The following is a 21,416-nucleotide window of genomic DNA, read 5'->3' as shown; positions in this document are numbered from 1 at the left end:
TTGAAAAAATCAAGCAAGTCAATTAGCTAACGCTGAAGACTTCATTTTCTGCTATTACGAAGACAAAATCTTTTTCGGTAGGCCGGATTCTGTGCAAACCAGTGAACTGACCGAAGGCCGGAAGCAAAGCGTAAGATTCACTAAAATAAAAGCAGGGCAACTTGATTGACTGCTTTCCACTCCCCACCAAGGACACCCCTGGATGAACATGACCCGAGAGATTATAAAAACCTTCCTTTTCTTCCCGGTCATGGGACAGAAAAAAAGGCCCCACTATCAAACTATCATGAACAATGAAATTGGCATTTTCATAGAGTTTCTTTGGAAGAAAATCATGATTGCCTAACACCAGATGTTTATCAATCTCAGGATAGTTTTCGCACCAGGCACTGATCATCTGCCACTCGGTATTGATATCGCTATGAAACAAGTCACCAAGAAAATAGATCGCTCGTGGGTGATATGCTTCGATCAATGCATCCAACACGAACAATTCCTGAATATGAATATGAGAGGAAACAGGTACTCCCGCCTTTCGAAAATGTGCTGCCTTGCCCAAGTGCAAGTCAGACAAAAGTAGCGCTTGTTCTTCACGCCAATAGATTGCCTTCTCTGCTAACAAATCCAGATGCTGACCTTTGATTTCAAACTCCATTTTACTTCAATTCCCAACTGGCACACATCTCCGTTTGTTCAGGACTGTGACACCAATCATTGATCACCAATTCCAAGCGCCCCACTGTCGTCACCCCAAATTCCCTGCTTTTGCTTTTCTCCAAAAATGCCAGGTATGCATTTCGATCAACCAAACGCTCCCGATATCGCATCACCGTACTATGGGCCGACCAGATTTTGTAGCGGGTATCCAAAGTATGATATACCCCCGATTGATGAATGGCCACTCTCAATTTTTCTCTCAACAGATTCAGGGCATCAGCTTCTGGAAATCCCTGAATCAACAATCCTGCATTCCCCAATGTTAATCCCTGGTGTCTGATACGGAATGGTTTTTCATCTTTTAAAACCTCCTGGATCACATCTACATAAGTTTGATAATTCTGTAACTGGATAAGATCATTATTGACCGAGCAAGAAATCACACTCAGCACAGTCATATGCAGTGCCTGTTGTGAGTAGTGATATTGTTCAGGGCAAATGCTCTTTAGTTCATCTTGAAATTCATCAATCTGCGCCAAAGGATCATCTCCAAAGCTCAACCTCAGGGTAATCCCCATTCTGTCATCCCTTTTTTTCAGATTGGGATCTATGTAATATTCTTCTTGCTTTAACTTTTGATAGGATTGCGCCCACATGTCATCGTAGCGCAATTCTAATTCTTGATCTGTCATTCGCTATAAGGCAACCAGGTTTGGGTTCTAAAAAAGAAAGCAACATATCCACGTACCTTTAACTGATCGCCTTCTCTCCAGATTTTACAATCATAGACCTCTCCATTGGCTGGGTCCATGATCGTGCCGTCGCTATATTCATCTCCATCTTTTTCTAATCCACGGATGATTTCCATTCCAATCACCTTCTGCTGGTATCGGTCGTCATCTTCGTCGCACTCTTTGCAAACTGGATCTTGCTCCTCGTCTGGCCCTCTGAAAAGCTTCAGCACTTTGCCATAATACTTGCCGTCCTTTTCAAAAATCTCCACCACTGATTTGGCTTTACCCGTCACGTCATCGATGGTTTTCCATTGACCTACGACATCCTGTGCTTTTACCCCCATGCCAGCTAACATCAAGGCCATAATTATTACAATTCTCATTTTCATATCATTCCATTTTGAGTTTCATTCTTTCTATTCGGGAGGCCAAAGACTCCGAACTGATTCTTTCGCGCATTCCATCTACTAATATAGGAAATGAAAAGGGTGTAGGTTGCTTTGTTTGGACTAAACGTATCTCTTGTTGATTGATTCTGTCCATAGCTTCCATGAATCGGTCTAGCTCCAACTGTCTGGAAAGCACTTCGTCCTCCGCTTGTTTCAGCAGCAAATTATCCGGATCATAGTCCGCCAGAGCCTGATAGATGATCCCAGAATTCATTTGCAGGTGTTTTCCGCGAACGGGCTGCCCCGGGTGCCCTTGAAAAACCAGTCCGCTAATTGCTGCTATATCACGAAATCTCCGCTTGGCCATTTCGCTTTGATTGACCGAATGCGAGATATCAAACAACAAATCCTTTTTGGTGAACAAATCAGATTCTAATGCCTCTTCGATGGGAATGGCTTGATCGGACAACAACTCAAAACCATAGTCATTCATGGAAATAGAAAGTGTGATAGGAACCGACTGAGCAATCCGGAAAGCCACCACCGCACCCAACACTTCATGCACCGCTCTGCCTTCAAATGGAAAAACAAAAACATGGTAGCCTTCGTCAGATTGGGTCTTCTCTATGAGCAAAGTATTTTTATCAGGTATAATTGAGAGCTTGGCTTGAAGATCCAAAATCGGTTTGATCTTTTTCAATTCCACCGAATCATATTCCTCCCTAGCTGCGGACTCGATTTTGGAGCGCAGTAGCCTGGACAACTCTGAGCTCAAAGGAATCCTACCTCCGCCCCAACGCGGAACGGTTCCCTTTTTGGGGCTACCCTTTTTCACCTGCACAGTCAAATCTTTCAATCTGACAAACTCCAGCGGTTGCCCTGCAAACCAGAACACATCACCAGGATTCAACCTGGATACAAAACTTTCCTCCACCGTACCTATGAACCCACCGGTAACAAAGCGCACCTTCAAAGCAGGATCGCCCACGATCGTACCGATACCTAATCTATGGCGCATCATCGTTTTTTGGCGAAACACCTTATACAATCCTTTATCAATCTCTACCTTCGAAAATTCTTCATACTGAGAAAGGCTTTCGCCTCCAGTAGTAATAAATGTAAGGCACCACTTCCACTCCTGTTCGGTCAAGCCATTGAAAGCATAAGTTTGCTTAACCTGTTCAAATATTTCATCTGGATAAAAGCCTCCTCCTACCGCGAGAGTCACGAGATACTGCACCAGCACATCGATACATTGAGTCTGAGGTTTGCGAGGTTCGAATTGTCCATCGTCTATCGCAGAACGCAAGGCTGCTGCCTCGATCAACTCCAGCGCATGAGTAGGCACAAACTGCAATCGACTGACCTCCCCTGGTCCATGACCTGAGCGCCCAGCCCTCTGAAAGAAACGTGAGACACCTTTGGGGCTACCCACCTGGATGACCATATCTACCGGTCTAAAATCCACCCCCAGATCCAGACTTGAGGTACAAATCACCAGTTTCAATTTCCCCTCATTCAAGGCATCTTCCACCCACTTGCGGATGTCATTGTCTATGGAGCCATGGTGCATGGCCATCAGGCCTGCCATCTCAGGATACTTCTCCATGATGCCCTGGTACCAAATCTCTGTCTGCGAACGAGTATTGGTGAATAGCAGGGTAGTATTGTTCGCATGAACGATATCCATTACTTGCTTGATCAGACGAATACCCAAATGTCCGGCCCAGGGATAATTCTCTATTTTCTTTGGGATGACAGATTTGATCTGAATTTTCTTTTTGATATCGGCCCGTACGATGACTCCTTTTTCCTGCACTCCTGTTAAAACCTGCAGTGCTTCATCCATATTGCCTACGGTGGCTGAAATACCCCAGACAGAAAGCGTCTGATCCGTCAATGCCTTTAATCTGGAGATAGCCAGCTCTACCTGCACTCCTCTCTTGGTACCGAGCAGCTCGTGCCATTCGTCAACGACGAGCGTTTCCAGATCGCTGAAATAATTGGCACTATCCTTTTGACTCAACATCAGATGCAAACTCTCTGGTGTCGTAACCAGACAATCCGGTGGACTTTGATTGATGCGCTGCCTTTCGTTGGTACTGGTATCACCCGTACGAATGCTGATTTTCAATCCCAATTCATTCTCATCACTAAAGCGCTGCATGGCCAAAGTCAGATCATTGGCCAGTGCACGAAGAGGAGTCAGCCAAATGATTTTCAGTCTTTGCCTGCTTTGATGGCTTTTAGATTCTGCTGCCCGAATGGCCGCTGGGATCCACAATGAAAAGGTTTTTCCACTGCCTGTCGGAGCATTTAATATCCCAGATGACTCTCGAAAAAAGCTCTGCCACATTTTCTTTTGAAAAGGATAAACTTTCCAGTTTTGGGAATGGAACCATTTTGTTCCGTATTCTATGGCCTTTTTTTCGATCAATGCAATAATTAATATGTTTCGTTTGGAACTATCTAATAGATCAGCTTGTTTCCTGATTAGAATCACAAAATATAAACATACGCTTTAACGGCAATTATTTGATTTAGTGACTCACTATGTTAGATTTGCCAAAAAATTTCAAACACTAAATTATTGATCAATGATTAAAGTTGCTATCAACGGATTTGGACGAATCGGAAGGTTGGCGTTCCAAGCATTATTGAAAAAAGAAAATGTAGAAGTTGTTGCTATCAATGACCTTACAGATACTAAGACCTTAGCGCACTTGTTGAAATATGATTCAACGCAAGGCAAATTCGACGGAACTGTTGAAGCTGCTGAAGATGGAATCATTGTCAACGGGAAAAAAATCGGCATCACTGCTGAAATGGATCCAGCTAACTTGCCATGGGGTAAATTAGGTATCGACGTAGTTTTAGAATCTACTGGTAGATTCGTAGACGAGGCTGGTGCTGGCAAACACTTGACTGCTGGTGCTAAAAAAGTAGTAATCTCTGCACCTGCTAAAGGTGACATCCCAACTGTAGTATTGGGTGTGAACGAGGACATATTGACTGGTGACGAAACTATCATGTCAAATGCTTCTTGTACTACTAACTGTCTTGCTCCTATCGCTAAGGTATTGCACGACAACTTCGGTCTTGAGCAAGGATATATCACTACTATCCACGCTTACACTGCTGACCAAAGATTGCAAGATGCGCCTCACGCTGATTTGAGAAGATCAAGAGCTGCTGCTATCAACATGGTACCTACTTCTACTGGTGCTGCTAAAGCTGTAGGATTGGTTCTACCTGCATTGAAAGGTAAATTGGACGGTAACTCAATGAGAGTTCCTACTCCAACTGGTTCTATCACTGACTTGGTTGCTACTCTTTCTAGAGAAGTAACTGTAGAAGAAGTAAACGCTGCAATGAAAGCTGCTGCTGAAGGTCCAATGAAAGGTATCTTGAAATACACTGAAGATCCAATCGTTTCTTCTGATATCGTAGGTGATCCTCACTCTTCTATCTTCGATGCTGGTATCACTTCTACTAACGGTAAAATGGTGAAAATCGCATCTTGGTACGATAACGAAGCTGGATACTCTAACAGAGCTGCTGATTTGATCGCTAAGATTGGATAAGTTCTACTTCGGAGATCAAAATATTGAACCCAGGCTCTTGAGTCTGGGTTTTTTTATATCCAGGAGGTGACAAACAGGGCCATCATCATTACAAAAACATGGACAGCAATAAGTGACCAAATTTGGAGCGAACACTTTTCTCTATTTTAAGCTCTATCAATTGTTGATTCAAATCTGCATTCAACTTTCAATCCAGGTTAGGCACTTACCTATGTTTCACACCATACATGTACACTAATAGCTGTGAAGGATTCTAAAATACCTCGAGTTATTCTCACCTTTCAATTGCAATAAATACACACCACCTCTCAACTCTGATGTGGATAGGATTATCTGACCTTGTTGACTTTCCAGTACTTTTTCCAATATCACCTGACCATTAATTTGCCTCAGCACTACTGACTTCCATCTGCCTGATTCATCTCCCAAATCAATTGTTAAAAAATCGATAACCGGATTTGGATAAAGCGTCACTTCCTTTCCAATAGCTGTAGCGGTCACTTCATCCGCCAGTGTAGACACAAAGACCTTCTCACTATAAGAAGATTGCAAGGTCGAATTGATGGCTTTGACCCGATAATAATATACGGTCTCAGGCTGAAGTTCGGAATCGATGTAATTGGTCGAATTGGCTTCCAAAGTAGCAATTGCAACAAAATCCCCGTTCTCTTGCATGGCTCTCTCTATTACATAGTCCGTTTCACTAGTAGAATTGTCCATCCATTGGATTTGTATTTCTGATTCAGAAAGTGCCGTCGCTGACAATTGAGTAGGAGTCTCCAGAGTCTCTACTTCGACTGTTACATTGGCTGATATACCATCATTATTGAAAGCCTTAATAATAAACCTCTCGCTAAACTCATCAGTTGTGAAACTTATCTCATTGGCATCCAATGTTGCCAACCATTCATATTTACCATTTGATAGACGATAAACATGATACCCTTCTTCATTGGTCGCATTATCAGTCCAGTTCAGTGCAATGGAATTTTCGGAAGGAATGGCTGTAAAATCACTGGGAGCCAATGGAGGGGCACTAGCCCGTGTATTGTTGTCCATTGATTCAAAAGCTCCGAACAAGAACACAAAAGGTGCATTCCAATTGATCGTTACTTCTGTCATGCTATATGCACATTCCATATCCAAAAATGCCTTGGCAGGGACATCACCAAAATCAGTCCCTGGACATATACCATTTTGTTGCCAGGTACCATCAGCACCTCCTGCCACAAATCCCGGTACAGGTGCCTCAATACCATCCGCCTGAGATTGACGATGGTGAATATTCATCACAGAATTGCTCCCAAAACCAGTCAAAAAACTATAGTTGACTGGGTTTCTTCCCAGCATATAATCTACTGCACCTAAGCTTGTTTTCAGGTATGCCTCATCCGCTGTAAGTAGATAGGCAAATAAAGTAATAAAGCCTTCGTTACCTGCTGCTGAATTAGAGCCCCAATAAAAATTTTCGTGAGACGTCTGATAAGGTGAAGACGCTCTTTTGGATTTCAAATTTTCCGCAGTTGACAGCAACTGACTTTCTACTCCTGAGATATCAATATCCGCAGTTAGAAGATCTTTGTTGTTAATCAAGGATAAATAACCAAGTGTATTTGTATTTGCCCAACCCGGCACATCTACTGTAAGCCCAAAATTGATATCATCAAAATACTCAACTTGTTGTGTGGTAATATATAGCTCCATCGCTGCCCAGTTAAACTCGTCCGCGAGGGATTGGTAATCACCATATTCCCCTGTAAACACATCTGGCTCGAATTCCTGATTAACTGCATTCTGATTGTAGTATTCTATTGGATTATCCTTCGACCATTGGTAGGCATATATGGCTGCATTCAAAAATCGAGTAGCTAAAACCGGATCAAAGGGTTCATATACTCTGGCCGCCTGAGCCATGACTGCAGCAAAATTGAGGGAGGCTACAGTTGATTTCTTAAGCGCATAACGTTGACCATTCGCCTCAGCAGGCATTACAGATCCTGTAAAGTTGGCTGTAGTCACCTTATGGTAAATTCCGCCATCTCCAGGATCCTGAACAGTAAGCATCCATTCCAACTCCCACAAAACCTCATCCAATATATCAGGCATAGCATTATTACTTTCTGGGATATTGGTATTGAGCGAAGCATAGTATGGTTCAAAAGCCTCATAAGCACACAAAAGAGTATGAACAGAAATCCCTCCATTCACAACATATTTACCAAAGTCGCCAGCATCGTACCAGCCTTTTGGAGAAGAAATCCTGGTGCCTGCGGGTCTCGCATCCGTAGCTGCTGAGGCATGTATTTCCACTTCCGTATCAGGATGTCCAGCAGCTCTCGCCCATTGGCCGGCATATGCAGGATCCAACTCCATCGATGCTCGGTTATAATAATAAGCTTTTAGACTAGCCAAAGTCGCTTCATGAAAGACACTATTTTTGATCTCAAATGGATATGATCTACCTAGATTGTAGATTTCTAAAACATACTCGCCTGGGGTTTCAAAATCCGTAAAATCAGCCAAAGAGACATTTTCCTCAGACTTGCTCCAATATGCCGGTGCACTCAACTGCCCTGTGTAATAAATTGTCTCTAAATCCACAGAGCGAATATTGAACTCCTGGCCTTCGGTTCCATCCACAACTACACCCAACTTTTCTTGGCCTACATAATATCCGATTTGATTGACTCGAACCATTCCATTCAAGTCACCCGGGGGTGGTTCGGACACACCGCTACCAGAAAGACTTGCGGCAGCATCTCCATTGATGGCATTGGATGAAAAAGCAATTTGACCTGAGAAGTCTGTCTGAGCAGAAGGCGTAAAATGGATGTTGAAATTAGTGGAATTCCCGGCTGAAATAGAGGTTGGCAAATTAGAGACTGTAAATACAGCAGGGCTTAAATCGGCACTAATTGTATTCAAGTCAGAACCGCCTCGATTGATCAATTTTAATTCAATGTCCTTTGTGTCGTTGATCAGCACCGGTCCAAACGCACCAGATCCAACCAAACAAATTACCGGATCAGCAATAGCTCCTACTATTATATCATCCAGATAAACAGTTCCGGTATAGGTACTTCCAGCATTGAAATGAATTCGAATGCCCTTAATTTGTGTAGGGTCTATTGGGCCAGGATTGCTACCATATTCATCAACGAACTTACCTTCAAAATCAAAAACAAAAAGTTGATCTGTTGTTGTCACATTATGCGTAACAGCATAGGCATTGGATTGTCTTCCATTCTGATCCACTACATCCAGTCGAACAGATACATTTTTAGAAGCTCGCATGACCAAAGAAACAGTGGTATTTTGGCTCATATCGATTGCCGCAAAGTCAAAAGCAAAGCTTTGATAACCGGCCTGTGTAATATCAGCTGTTGCACGAAGCTCGTGCCCACCAGAATTGGTTTCAAGGGAAAGAGTATAGGTAGCTCCACCATTCCAGCTACTCAAGTCTCCTTCAAAATCTTCGAATACTCCTTGCGAAACACAGGGGGTGATCACAACCATCAGCAAGGTAATTAACAGAATAGTACTTTTCATAAATTTAGATTTAGTCTACATGCTGCGCATGATAGTGCACTTAGGCGATTCAAGTATGAAAGCACCTATTTATCAGGAATTTAAGACATTCCATTAAAAAGCAGAAAAATCTTAAAACGATTCGGTAAACCCAATCACAAATGCCTTGGCATCCTGCTCGCCCCAGCCAAAATCGAGCCTTAGATTCGCACGGTTTTTACTATCCACCAGCACCCGAAGACCCAATCCTCCACTAAACCAAACATCGTCCAACTCCATGGCCGCATAGTCTGGAGCCACCCGACCGGCACCTGCAAAGGCTACCATTCCGAATATTTTCCAAATAGGCATCCTGTATTCTACTTGCACATCAGCTATCGCCTTGTCACGAATGGCGCCATCGTAGTATCCACGCATTCTTTCTGATCCACCCAGAAAGGCCAGGGCGTAAAAGGGAACTTCTCCCTGATTCAACTGAGTATAAGCCTGAAAACCTACTACATGGTTGTACCAGGGGTTGATAAATTTTCGGGCGTCCAACGTAAAGGAAGTATATTCAAAATCACCTCCCAGAAAAGAGGCAAAGTGCTTCAAACTACTGGCCACATAAGTACCCGTACGGGTATTGTATCTGTGATCTCTGGTATCATAAATAATGGCCGGTCCAAGCCCAGATATCGAACCTCCCTGATATCCGGGCACTTCATTGATAATCAAATAACTACTACTGTCCTTTTCTACTTCGAAATAATTGCGAAACTCTTGAGCTACGCCTGCATACACCTTCTTCTCATCATTAACAGCGAAAAAAGCGGAGTTCACAAAATTCAAACTCTTGGTAGAAATCTCTTCTATTCCTGCCCTGGTTACGTCATTGCCTATTCCTAAAAAGAATTGAGGAAAATTGATATAACTAGCTTCCCCTTGAAATACCACCTTATTTTGATTGAGATAAGTCCGACTTCCCAAGACAAACTTGAATTGTCCCAAAGAGGAAGAGGATATCAGGGCACTAAATGAAGAAGGGCTACTCACTGTATCTCCCTTTACAATGTCAAGCAAATTATACTTGACCAAACCATAAACCTGACCCGTTTCTTGAGAATAGGAATAAATGGGAAAAGGAATAATCTGAAATAGCACTTCCGCCTTTTTATTGAAAGCATCGAATTTAGTAACTACTGGTGCCTTGCCGCTTAGCGTATCGGCTGCTTGTCCGGAAGCATCTTGTGCCATCGCAGATGTGACAACAAACAAGACGAGAATTAGTAAGTAGGTAAAACGTTGGTTCATCAAAAGTGGTGGATTGAATTATTCCTCAATATAATACGACAAGATCAATTCTCTAACAACTCTTCCTGTCCATCCCCGACTTCCAGGTTATGCCAAACCTTCTGCACATCGTCGTTGTCCTCTAATATATCTATCAATTTCATCACTTCCTTGAAGCCTTCGTCATCCAGATCCTTGGTGGTATTTGGGATTCGCTGAAGCTCTGCATTCTCGAGTGAAAGGCCGAGTTCCTCAAATTTCTTATTGAGAGACCCAAAATCCTCCATTTGACAAAAAACGGTTATAAATGCATCCTCTATTACGACATCTTCGGCTCCAGCATCGATGATCTCCAGCTGAAATTCATCCTGATCCATATCCTCGGGAAGAGGAAGTGAAAAGACTCCCTTTCGGTCAAATATGAATTCAAGAGAGCCATTCGTGCCTAAGCTTCCATTGCACTTATTGAAAGCAGCACGAACTTCCTGCACCGTCCGATTTTGATTGTCAGTAAGGCATTCTACAAAAACCGCCACACCATGTGCTGCATATCCCTCGAAAGTCTGTTCTATGTACGACTCCACATCTCCGCCCAGTCCTTTCTTGATGGCCCTTTCTATGTTGTCTTTAGGCATATTGGAGCCTTTAGCATTTTGAATCGCTAATCGCAATCGAGGGTTTCCTTCAGGATCACCGCTATTGCCCTCTTTCACAGCAATCGTTATTTCTTTACTCAGACGTGAGAACATTTTCCCTCGCTTAGCATCCAGCGCGCCCTTCTTTCTCTTGATTGTAGACCATTTACTATGTCCTGACATAATCCTATTGATTTAGTAATTCAAAAATAATATTCTTCAGAAAAGTGAGAAAGGAAATGTTCGGCCTTTGAAAACAGAAAGACTGATTGAGCATTTTGGCCTATTTCTTCAACTTAATATTGAGGATCACTCCTACGATCACTAAGGCCATACCTACATAGCTCAACCATTCGTAGGTCTCGCCAAAGATCACAAAACCAAAGGCTATCGAATAAAGCAGACCCGTATAGTTGATGATAGAAACAGTGGATATTTCTTCCAACTGGTAGGATTTGGTCATAAAGAATTGGGCAATCTGAGTAGATACTCCCACGAGAAGCAAATACATCCAGTCCCATCCCTCTGGAGTCACCCACAGAAAATAACTAGCCACACCCACAATTGGCAAAGTCACCATGGGGAAATACAAGATGATAACAAGCGGATGTTCAGAAGTTTTCAGCTTACGAACAAAATTGTAAGCCAGGCCAGTAAATAAGGCTGCTGCTACTCCAGTCACCAAATGAATGGCGCCAATACGGACATCTACTCCGGTAATGACAAGTGCTCCCGCGAAAGAAATCGCAAAAAACAAACATTGCTTCCATGTCACTTTTTCTCTCACTATGAAAACACCTAAAACAGCAGAAAATATCGGTGACAAATATTGCATGCTGGCTGCAGCGGCAAGGGGGATTTGTTGTAGCAATGAAAAATACAAAACCAGCGCCATAGCACCAGACGCCCCTCTCATGATCAAAACCTTCTTATTATTACCCCAAAAGGATACTTTTTGCCTCCAGAGAAAAAAAACGCATATGGATAAAGATATAATGGAACGAAACATGATCACCTCCACTGCAGGAATATGCGAAACTTGCTTGACACACACCTTCATCAATGAGAAGACGAGTGAGGCGATAAACATGTATTGGATTCCCTTGGATAGCTTCATCAATCAGCTAAGAATCATTCCATCCTGAATAGTGATTTTTCTATCAGCCATCTCAGCCAGGGAGACATTGTGTGTGACGATGACAAATGCCTGACCGAATTCTTTTTGCAATTTGAAAAAAAGGCCATGTAGCTCCTCTGCATTCTTGGAATCCAAATTACCACTTGGCTCATCTGCGAATATCAGTGAAGGCTTATTGATCAAAGCACGGGCCACGGCAGCTCTTTGTAGTTCTCCACCGGAGACTTGAGCAGGTTTGTGCTCACTTCTCCTACCAATACCCAGCAAATCCATCAGATAAGAAGCATATTCCTCTAATTCTCTACCCTTTCGACCTTGAATAAAAGCCGGCATACAAATGTTCTCCTTCAAAGAAAACTCTGGCAACAGATTATGGAATTGAAAAACGAAACCGATCTCCTGATTACGAAATTTAGATAAATCCTTTTGACGAAGTGCGGTAATGTCCTTTCCATTGATAACAACGCTACCCTGGTCTGGAAAATCCAGAGTGCCCAAGATTTGCAGCAATGTACTCTTACCTGCTCCAGACTCACCTACTATTGATATAATCTCACCAGACTCGACATTCAAGTCGATTCCTTTCAGTACTTCGAGATCTCCGTATGTTTTATGAATGTTTGTGGCTTGAAGCATCATGGTTTCGTTAGCCGACAAAGATATGTATAGGGATGAAACTTTGAGAATAAGACAAAAAAAAAGGCCGTTCGTTCGAACAACCCTTTTAATCCACCTGTATTTTCCCGTGTCTTTCGATAAGTAAGGAAGAGTTTAAAAAAGAGCTGTCGCTCTGCAACAACCCTTTTAATCCACCTGTATTATCCCGTGTCTTTTGATAAATGAGGAAGAGTTTAAAAAAGAGCTGTCGCTTTGCAACAACCCTTTTAATCCACCTGTATTATCCCGTGTCTTTTGATAAGTAAGGAAGAGTTTAAAAAAGAGTTATCGCTCTGCAACAACCCTTTTAATCCACCTGTATTATCCCGTGTCTTTCGATAAATGAGGAAGAGTTTAAAAAAGAGCTGTCGCTCTGCAACAACCCTTTTAATCCACCTGTATTATCCCGTGTCTTTTGATAAGTAAGGAAGAGTTTAAAAAAGAGTTGTCGCTTTGCAACAACCCTTTTAATCCACCTGTATTATCCCGTATCTTATAAGTCACCTTTTGTGACAGTTTCTTTCTTTAGCTAATCTCTGGATCTTGTCAGAGAGTGATGAATCATTTAAGTTTCAATCACATATCAAAAGTAGAAGCAAAAAAGACTGGAAAAAATAGAGGATTCGCTTAAAAAATATTTTAGGAATATTGGAGAATGGAAGTGCTCAAAAAGTCTAAAAACGAAATAACACTTGCACTATTTTAATATTTTTTTGTAACTAAACCAGTGACCTAGTCTACAGAAAGGACAGAGTTATTCTTACCCAATCTCACTATTAGTAGTGAAATGCCAAAATGTAAAATCTGATAGTAAGAAATTTACCTATAAAATTGAGGGAATTGGAAATTATGATCTATTCGAGATCAATAATTTTCTCTTTGATCGCATACTTTACCAGCTGAGCAGTGCTCTTCATGCTTAGCTTTTGCATGATATGATTACGATGCGCATCTACCGTACGAATAGAAATAAATAGCTTGTCTGCGATCTCACGGTTAGATAGACCCGAGGCAATTTGTCTTAGTACCTCAACTTCACGTTTACTTAGGTCTTTGTTTTCTTTCGCTACTTGCTCGCCCTTGCTTTGTTTGTAAAATCCTTTGAAAATAACCTCAGAGATTTTGTCTCCAAAATACTGCTCTCCTTCCATCACCTTTCTGATGGCCTCTGCCAAAATTTCCTTCTTTGTATCCTTGGCCAAATAGCCAGACACACCTGCCTTGATGGCTTCAGAGATATGATCCTGAGTCACCTCCATCGAAAGAATAATGATTTTGATGCCCTCATAGTCTGTCAGCACCTTCTTTGCTGTCTCGATACCATTCATACCTGGCATATTAATATCCAGCAAAATGACATCCGGCTTTTGCTCTTCTATTTTGACCAAAGCTTTTTCGCCACTCTCGGCATCTCCGATGATTTCGAAATCATCATAAATAGACAACATAGTAATTATCCCTTCTCTTACAAGAGAGTGATCATCAACAACCAGAATATTCGTTTTCGACATAGGTTTTAGGTCTTAAGTATTCAACGGAAACCAGGATTTGATAGTGGTACCTTCTCCCTCTGTAGAACTTATCTCAAAATGTCCGTTCTGCAAAGATGTTCTTTCTTTCATATTTTTAATACCATTCCAATTATTTTCTGTATCAAATCCTACGCCATCATCTGTGACTTCTAATATAATGTTTTGATTGGTAGATTCCACCTTTATATTCACATTACTTGCTTTTGCATATTTGATTATGTTGTTGGTGGCCTCCTGCGCTATTCGATAGATGGCACTAGATAGTTCCATGTCATAGTCCTCTGGTATATCTATATATGAGGTGACATGAAAGTCCCCCATATTCTCTATCTGTTCTACCAGATACTCCATGGTTTTCTGTAGTCCAAATTCTTCCAAATGACGGTTGGACATATTGCGAGACACCCGACGTACTTCATCCAATGTAGTAGCCAAGAGTTCTTCTATTTGTTCCTTTTGAGCGATAGCAAAATCATCTTCAGGCACGTCCAGTGAAGAAATTTTGAACTTGGTCGCTACCAACATCTGACCAATACCATCATGAATATCACGCGCAATCCTGCTGCGTTCCTCGTGCTGAGCATTGAAAATAGACTTGCTAATTTCTCTTTGCTCGGTGATATCCTGGACGATCCCCATGATGGATTCTATTTCGCCATTCTCATCGTGCTTGATGTTTCCTGAATTTCTCAGGATACGAACTTCTTCATCTGGCATGATAATCCGATGTTCTATGTCATAAAACTCCTTTTTGCCAAAAATGATTTCATTGAGATAGGGCTGATCTTGTTTATGAATCCTCTGCTTATAAATCTCAATGATGTTTCGGTGCACCTTTTTCTTCTCAAGCCCAAAAATCTCAGCAAAGCCATCCGAATAAATAAAACGAGAAGATTTTGGCAGCCACTCGAAACTACCAATATGTGCGACAGCCTCAGCATTCTCCAAAATCGCCTGATTCTTCTTTAGCTTCTCTTCGTTGACTTTCTTTTCTGTCACGTCCAACAGCGTACCAGATGCCCGAAGCGCTGTACCATCCGGGGCTCTACGAATCACCTTTCCTCTTACCAACACCCATTTTTCCGAGCCATCCTCATGCTTGTTGATACAAAACTCCTGATCAAAAATTGGCGTTTTTCCATCTATGTGATTCTGCATTTCTTTTTGGAGCAAATCCCGCTGAGCACTGTTGTAGCCTTGAAAGTAGGCAAACTCCAAAATGGCATCTTCCTCTGGTAAACCAAGAATGGAAAGACTCCTCTTATTATATACTATGGTATTGGACATGAAATCCAGATCCCACACACCAAGGTTGGTTCCCTCAAGTGCCAGCTCCAGACGCTCTTTACTTTGGATCAGCTCATGCTCGACAGACTTTCTCTGTCTGTTCACCTTCATCTCGTTGAGTGCACGCTCGATCACCAGCGGTAGGCGAGTAATGTGATCCTTCGACACATAGTCGGTCACGCCTGACTTCAAAGCTTCCACAGCTTTCTCCTCACCAACGACACCAGACACTATTATAAAAGGAATCGTTATATCTCCCAATATTTCGTAGGCATCCAAAGCCGTGCAATCTGGCAAATGGTAATCCGAAATAATTACATGAGGCAGAAAGTCAAAAAGCTTAAGCTTAAAGTCCTTCAGGTTATCCACGATCAGGTAATCGTTCTCCAAGCCAGCACGATTCAGCTCATAAAGTGCCGTTTCGGCATCTTTCTTATTGCTTTCCAGTATGAGGATATTAAGTTTTTTCGTTTCCAAAGGATGACAAAATAATAAGTCGGTGAATTCTGGCAGAAAAGATAATAAGCTTTGAACAAAGCGCCAGCAAATTTGAAAGAACTAAGTAGAAGTAGGACAGTTATCATTCATTTTTCAACACGCTAGGGGATAAAAAAAAACCTTTCTTGAAAATACCAGCCTATTGACGTAGATTCGCACAAAATTATAGGCACATGAACATTCACGAATATCAATCGAAAGAAATACTAAAAGGATACGGTGTAACTATTCAAGAAGGTATAGTTGCTGACACACCAGAAGCTGCTCTAGTAGCTGCCAAGGAACTTCACGCTCAGACTGGGACTGACTGGTATGTCATCAAGGCTCAAATCCACGCAGGGGGTCGCGGTAAAGGTAAAATCAATGAGACAGGTTCGAACGGAGTAGTTTTGGCTAAAAGCCTGGACGAAGTAACTGGCAAAGCGAAAGATATCCTGAACGGTACATTGGTAACACACCAAACAGGTCCTGAAGGGAAAAAAGTAAATAAAGTGTTGATAGCTCAGGATGTTTATTACCCTGGCGATTCAGAGCCTAAAGAATATTATTTGAGTATTCTGCTAGACAGGGCCAAAGGATGCAATGTAATCATGGCGTCTACTGAAGGCGGTATGGATATCGAAACTGTAGCAGAAAACACTCCTGAAAAAATCATCAAAGAATGGATTGACCCAGCAGTAGGTCTTCAAGGTTTCCAAGCTCGTAAAGTAGCATTCGCTCTTGGACTGGAAGGTGAGGCTTTCAAAGGCATGGTTAAATTCATCTTCTCTCTATACAAGGCATATGAAGCGACTGATTCTTCTATGTTCGAGATCAACCCTGTGTTGAAAACATCTGACAATAAAATCTTGGCTGTAGACGCTAAAGTGGACTTGGATGACAATGCACTTTTCAGACACAGAGATTTGATGGAGTTGAGAGATTTGTCTGAGGAAGATCCTTCGGAAGTTGAAGCTGGAAAATCAGGCTTGAACTATGTAAAACTAGACGGTAACGTAGGATGTATGGTAAATGGCGCTGGATTGGCGATGGCTACTATGGACATCATCAAGTTGTCTGGTGGAGAGCCTGCTAACTTCCTAGATGTAGGAGGATCTGCGAACGCTGAGACTGTTGAAGCTGGATTCCGTATCATCATGAAAGATCCTAACGTGAAGGCTATCTTGATCAATATCTTCGGAGGTATTGTAAGATGTGATAGAGTAGCTAACGGAGTAGTAGAAGCTTACAAAAACATCGGAGAGATCAATATCCCTATCATCGTAAGATTACAAGGAACTAACGCAGAAGAAGGCGCTAAAATCATCGAAGAGTCAGGCTTGAAAGTTTACTCAGCGATCGTATTGAAAGATGCAGCTGCAAAAGTAAAAGAATTGATATAAGAGTATTGAGTACTGAGTATCTAGTATCGAGATTAATTAGTCTAGGTACTAAATACTCTGTACTAATATCTAAACAACCGCACCCGTAGTTCAACTGGATACCTGTCTGCCGACAGGCAGGGAATACCAGATTTCGGCTCTGGGGGTTGAGGGTTCGAGTCCATTATGTTTTTTGTATATGTACTAAGAAGTAGAAAGGTTGAATGGTTCTACATAGGACATACCGAAGACTTGCTTGGCAGAATCAATCAACATAACAGAGGAAAAACAAAGTCAACAAAAGGTTACAGACCTTTAGAATTGGTTTACTTTGAATCTTTTCCATCACGAATTGAAGCTGTCAATCGTGAAAAATATTTAAAATCAGGATCTGGCAGAGAATATTTACGTAACTCTGTAGACATTAAAAATGCACCCGTAGTTCAACTGGATAGAATACCAGATTTCGGCTCTGGGGGTTGAGGGTTCGAATCCTTCCGGGTGCACCACCAAGTAATTTAAAGGCTACCATTTTTAGGTGGCCTTTTTATTTTTTGTAGTCACTATCTATCTTGGTGCAAATTCACAGATTATGAAGACAAGAAGAGATTTCCTATCTAAAGGACTAATGGCTGCAGGCGGTATAGTACTGAGCCCAACTTTACTCGCTCAAGCCAATTCCGAAGTAGTAAGCAAGCAATTGGATCTACCATCATTAAAAGGTAGAAAAGTCCTCTTCACCTACGGTGGCTGGGATGGACACGAGCCAAAAAAATTCCGTGACTTCATGCTTCCCTGGTTGAAAGATGAAGGTGCGACAGTTGAAGCGCAAGACAATCTCTCGCCCTATACTGATGTCGATCTAATGAAAGAGATGGATTTAGTCATTCAGATTTTCACTATGTCTCAGATCACTAATGAACAAGAAAAAGGACTATTGGAAGCGGTAAAAAATGGTACAGGAATGGCCGGTTGGCACGGAGGCATGTGTGATGCATTTCGAAGCAATGTCGCCTACCAATACATGACAGGAGGCCAATGGGTAGCTCATCCTGGAGGTGTCATAGACTACTCCGTAAATGTCATTAACAAAAAAGACCCCATCAGTAGTGGACTTAAAGATTTTAAGATGACAAGTGAGCAGTATTTTATGCATGTAGACCCCAATGTAAAAGTCCTGGCTACCACTACTTTCAATGGCAGCAACGATTTTTGGATTGACGGCTGTGTCATGCCTGTGGCCTGGAAAAAAATGTTCGGTAAGGGCAGAATCTTTTATACCTCATTGGGTCACAATCTGGATCATGTGACCTCTGTGCCAGAGGCTCTGGCACTAACCCAAAGAGGTATCAAATGGGCCAGTGCAAGTAAATATTTAGCTGCCGAAAAATGGGTCAGCCCAGCTTACGATAAAGACTGATACCCACTTTGGGACAGTTCCTTTTCACCCTTCTCTGTCAAATAGGGGTAAATCAAATATATGACCTGATCAAGGTACTCTTGACTTAGTCGTTGTTGATCGTCTTGATTGAGTTGGGCGGAAAGGAAAAAATCAGTGATCAATCTAAGCTGGAAAAACAGTCTATTATATTGTTTAGGCAATCTTTCAGGCCTCAGTACACCTTCATTCTTCAAATATTCTACTGAAGCCAAAAACTGTTCTTCGCGTTTCTTCATCAAATGCGAATAGTGAGTGCAAATAGCAGGATAGCTGCGCATCAAAAACACATAGTCGATAAAGAAAAACTGGTACTCCCATACCAGTTGGAATACAGTCTCCGATAGACTCAACATACCATTAATGGAAGGAGGTGATTTTGTGATCCCGTCAAACACCTCAGAAAACCGAATGACCAAACGATCATACAACCCTTGCACAATGTCCTCTTTCTTTTTGAAATGATAGGTCAAATTGCCGGGGCTGATCCCCAGTGCCTCTGTGATGTTTCTTTGACTTACACTGGCCAATCCATTTTCGTTGAATAAGGCCAGGGCTTTATCCAAAATCTTTTCTCTTGTTGGACTCATTACGGCAAATATACAAATAGTACACTTGCACTAAAAGTAAATAATTAGTACAATTGCACTAAACATAACAAATATGGAAACCACACACCTTCCTCGTATCGATTTCAAAGATAATTTCACAGTTACCAATCATATAGACTCACTATCAGATATTGCTAAATCGATATTTGGCACTGGTCCCAAATGGATCGTTCAATTGCTCAAGCTTCGAAATAAAATAGTAGGTCCTCTAGGTCTAAAAACTGGAGAAGCCCCAGATTTGACTAAGGATTTAAAAGTCGGATCAACCCTGGGTCTATTCAAAGTGTTTCAAATTTCAGATGAACAAATTATCATGGGGGAGGATGACAACCACTTGAATTTCCGAGTCCAGATCAGCAATAAAGGAACAGCAGAAAACAATATCCATGTCACCACTACGGTAGAAATTAATAATTGGCTCGGTAAAATATATTTCACCTTCATCCGTCCTATCCATCCAATAGTCGTCAAATCGCTGTTGAAAAATGTAGACAAACCAAAAGTTGTATCAGCCTGAATCACTATTATAGTATCAGTTCCATTACAGTAATTCTACTTTTCCTATTTTTATAGGATGAAAAGAAAATTAATACTATCCACTCTACTATCTATAATAGTTGGATGGTACGCATGCGAACAAAAAAACACCGTAAAGGAGTCTTCAGAACGAGACTTTTCGGCAGCCAGAGACAGATTCACTAACAATTGTAGCGGGTGTCATGGTGCTCAGATGCAAGCCTTCACTGATCGAAGATGGAAACATGGCAATGAGCCAGACAGTTTGTATCAAACCATCAAGTTTGGTCGTGAAGATCTCGGAATGCCGAGCTTCAAAGATGCTTTTACCGAGGAGGAATTGTTGGATCTGGTCGCCTACATCCGAACAGGAATCGAAAAAACTGGCCAATACAATTTTTATGAGCAGGTAGTATCAGATACTTTCCCTACTACTGCAGACTTCCAATTAAAACTGGACACAGTCTACAGCGGAGGATCAATTCCCTGGGGCATGGCCTTTCTTCCTGATGGCAGCATGTTGGTCTCAGAAAAAGCAGGTCAGCTGTACCAGATCGGACCTGAAGGGGACAAATTAAAAATCGAGGGGGTACCCGAAACCAGAGAATTTGGACAAGGCGGTTTGATGGATATTGAACTCCACCCTGATTTTGAGAATAATCAAACGCTTTTCCTCACCTACAGCAAACTGAAAGTCGAAGGAGAAGATACGTTGGCCACAACAGCCGTCTCAAGTTTCACCTTCGCTAATGGCACTCTCACAGATCCTAAAGAACTTCTGGTTGCCTTGCCTTTTTCTAAAAAACCTTATCATTTTGGATCCAGATTAGAATTTGATCCCAAGGGTTATCTATTTCTTTCAGTAGGCGATAGAGGCAGCAGAGATGTAAATCCACAAAGCCTTAAAAGCTTTTGTGGCAAGATCCATAGAATCAATTCTGACGGAAGCATTCCAGAAAACAATCCTTTCGTAGAGGTGGATTCGGCCATTGCCAGTATTTACTCTTATGGACATAGAAATCCGCAAGGGTTAGCTTTTAACTCATCGGATGGTCATCTCTGGGAGCATGAACATGGACCTAGGGGTGGTGATGAACTCAACATCATAGGCAAAGGATTCAATTATGGGTGGCCAGAGGTTTCCTTTGGAATCAACTATGATGGCACCATCTTTACAAGTGACACAGTTGGTGAAGGATTCGAAGAACCGATACACTATTGGGTGCCTTCTATCGCTCCATGCGGTATGGATTTTATTGATAGTGATGTCTATCCTGGATGGGAAAACCATCTATTGGTCGCTTCCTTACGATTTAGGTATTTGAACCTTTGTAAGATTGAAGGAACCAAGGTCGTCAGCGAGGAACACCTTCTTCCTAATATTGGAAGAATTAGAAATGTAAAAATGGGCCCTGATGGATACATATATGTTGCCGTAGAAAATCCAGGCTATATATTCAGGTTACTGCCAATTTCTCGCTAAGAAAACATGAAGGAGCTGAATCCATATCGGAATTAGCTCCTTTCATAAACCTTGTAAACCCATACAAAGGTTTCCTTAATCATCTTGTTTATTTTA

At 41.8% G+C, this 21,416-nt stretch carries 17 protein-coding genes, 1 tRNA gene and 1 pseudogene; 7 read left to right on the top strand and 12 right to left on the bottom strand.

Features of this window, described 5'->3' with window-relative positions; translation table 11 throughout:
* Positions 1–22: 22 nt before the first annotated feature.
* From pdeM to N7U62_RS18830, 4 genes are read right to left on the bottom strand one after another with little or no spacing between them, the layout of a single operon-like run.
* Positions 23–655 carry a ligase-associated DNA damage response endonuclease PdeM gene (gene pdeM, locus N7U62_RS18845; RefSeq protein ID WP_264139638.1) on the bottom strand — a complete coding sequence of 211 codons (633 nt, stop codon included), beginning with the start codon at positions 653–655 and terminating at the stop codon, positions 23–25.
* 1 nt (position 656) lies between these two features.
* Positions 657–1,349, bottom strand: coding sequence for a mutarotase (locus N7U62_RS18840; protein ID WP_264139637.1), 693 nt, complete (start codon positions 1,347–1,349; stop codon positions 657–659).
* Positions 1,346–1,780 (bottom strand): DUF2147 domain-containing protein, encoded by a 435-nt coding sequence (locus N7U62_RS18835; protein WP_264139636.1) that lies wholly within the window; start codon positions 1,778–1,780, stop codon positions 1,346–1,348. Before N7U62_RS18835 ends, N7U62_RS18840 begins: the two co-directional genes overlap by 4 nt.
* Before the next feature lies 1 nt (position 1,781).
* Positions 1,782–4,217, bottom strand: a complete 2,436-nt coding sequence (locus N7U62_RS18830) for a ligase-associated DNA damage response DEXH box helicase (RefSeq protein ID WP_264139635.1) — start codon at positions 4,215–4,217, stop codon at positions 1,782–1,784.
* Between the two features lie 160 nt (positions 4,218–4,377).
* Here N7U62_RS18830 and gap point away from each other — a divergent pair, with 160 nt between their 5' ends.
* Positions 4,378–5,364, top strand: a complete 987-nt coding sequence (gap, locus tag N7U62_RS18825; protein ID WP_264139634.1) for a type I glyceraldehyde-3-phosphate dehydrogenase — start codon at positions 4,378–4,380, stop codon at positions 5,362–5,364.
* 234 nt (positions 5,365–5,598) lie between these two features.
* Here the strand turns inward: gap and N7U62_RS18820 are convergent, their stop codons facing one another.
* The 7 genes from N7U62_RS18820 to N7U62_RS18790 form a co-directional block, all read right to left on the bottom strand.
* Complete coding sequence (locus tag N7U62_RS18820) at positions 5,599–8,913, bottom strand: glycoside hydrolase family 9 protein (RefSeq protein WP_264139633.1); 3,315 nt, start codon at positions 8,911–8,913, stop codon at positions 5,599–5,601.
* Positions 8,914–9,024: 111 nt separating this feature from the next.
* Positions 9,025–10,185, bottom strand: a complete 1,161-nt coding sequence (locus tag N7U62_RS18815; RefSeq protein ID WP_264139632.1) for a BamA/TamA family outer membrane protein — start codon at positions 10,183–10,185, stop codon at positions 9,025–9,027.
* 44 nt (positions 10,186–10,229) lie between these two features.
* A complete protein-coding gene (locus tag N7U62_RS18810) occupies positions 10,230–10,982 on the bottom strand; it encodes a YebC/PmpR family DNA-binding transcriptional regulator (RefSeq protein ID WP_264139631.1) in 753 nt (250 codons plus the stop codon).
* 100 nt (positions 10,983–11,082) lie between these two features.
* Positions 11,083–11,916, bottom strand: a complete 834-nt coding sequence (locus N7U62_RS18805) for a DMT family transporter (protein WP_264140448.1) — start codon at positions 11,914–11,916, stop codon at positions 11,083–11,085.
* Between the two features lie 3 nt (positions 11,917–11,919).
* A complete protein-coding gene (locus N7U62_RS18800) occupies positions 11,920–12,573 on the bottom strand; it encodes an ABC transporter ATP-binding protein (protein ID WP_264139630.1) in 654 nt (217 codons plus the stop codon).
* A gap of 875 nt (positions 12,574–13,448) precedes the next feature.
* Complete coding sequence (locus tag N7U62_RS18795) at positions 13,449–14,105, bottom strand: response regulator (RefSeq protein WP_264139629.1); 657 nt, start codon at positions 14,103–14,105, stop codon at positions 13,449–13,451.
* A gap of 12 nt (positions 14,106–14,117) precedes the next feature.
* Positions 14,118–15,890, bottom strand: a complete 1,773-nt coding sequence (locus tag N7U62_RS18790; protein WP_264139628.1) for a hybrid sensor histidine kinase/response regulator — start codon at positions 15,888–15,890, stop codon at positions 14,118–14,120.
* A 194-nt stretch (positions 15,891–16,084) separates the two neighbouring features.
* Here N7U62_RS18790 and sucC point away from each other — a divergent pair, with 194 nt between their 5' ends.
* The 4 genes and pseudogenes from sucC to N7U62_RS18770 all read left to right on the top strand — a co-directional run bounded on the left by sucC (position 16,085) and on the right by N7U62_RS18770 (position 18,692).
* Positions 16,085–17,293 carry an ADP-forming succinate--CoA ligase subunit beta gene (gene sucC / locus N7U62_RS18785; protein WP_264139627.1) on the top strand — a complete coding sequence of 403 codons (1,209 nt, stop codon included), beginning with the start codon at positions 16,085–16,087 and terminating at the stop codon, positions 17,291–17,293.
* Between the two features lie 165 nt (positions 17,294–17,458).
* Positions 17,459–17,656 (top strand): annotated as a pseudogene (locus tag N7U62_RS18780) (GIY-YIG nuclease family protein); the annotation flags it as partial.
* A gap of 48 nt (positions 17,657–17,704) precedes the next feature.
* Positions 17,705–17,781 (top strand) — tRNA-Arg (locus N7U62_RS18775).
* Between the two features lie 83 nt (positions 17,782–17,864).
* Positions 17,865–18,692, top strand: a complete 828-nt coding sequence (locus N7U62_RS18770) for a ThuA domain-containing protein (RefSeq protein WP_264139626.1) — start codon at positions 17,865–17,867, stop codon at positions 18,690–18,692.
* Here the strand turns inward: N7U62_RS18770 and N7U62_RS18765 are convergent.
* Positions 18,677–19,300, bottom strand: a complete 624-nt coding sequence (locus N7U62_RS18765) for a TetR/AcrR family transcriptional regulator (protein ID WP_264139625.1) — start codon at positions 19,298–19,300, stop codon at positions 18,677–18,679. The two genes, N7U62_RS18770 and N7U62_RS18765, sit on opposite strands and share 16 nt — an antisense overlap.
* A 73-nt stretch (positions 19,301–19,373) precedes the next feature.
* Between N7U62_RS18765 and N7U62_RS18760 the strand changes: the two genes are divergently transcribed.
* Both N7U62_RS18760 and N7U62_RS18755 read left to right on the top strand, forming a co-directional pair.
* Positions 19,374–19,838: a DUF2867 domain-containing protein gene (locus tag N7U62_RS18760; protein ID WP_264139624.1), complete on the top strand. Its 465-nt coding sequence runs from the start codon at positions 19,374–19,376 to the stop codon at positions 19,836–19,838.
* A 57-nt stretch (positions 19,839–19,895) separates the two neighbouring features.
* Positions 19,896–21,320, top strand: coding sequence for a PQQ-dependent sugar dehydrogenase (locus N7U62_RS18755; RefSeq protein ID WP_264139623.1), 1,425 nt, complete (start codon positions 19,896–19,898; stop codon positions 21,318–21,320).
* Positions 21,321–21,416: the final 96 nt, after the last annotated feature.

It is taken from the genome of Reichenbachiella ulvae (assembly GCF_025833875.1).
GTDB classification, from domain to species: domain Bacteria; phylum Bacteroidota; class Bacteroidia; order Cytophagales; family Cyclobacteriaceae; genus Reichenbachiella; species Reichenbachiella ulvae.
This window is presented reverse-complemented; position numbering and strand designations above follow the sequence as displayed.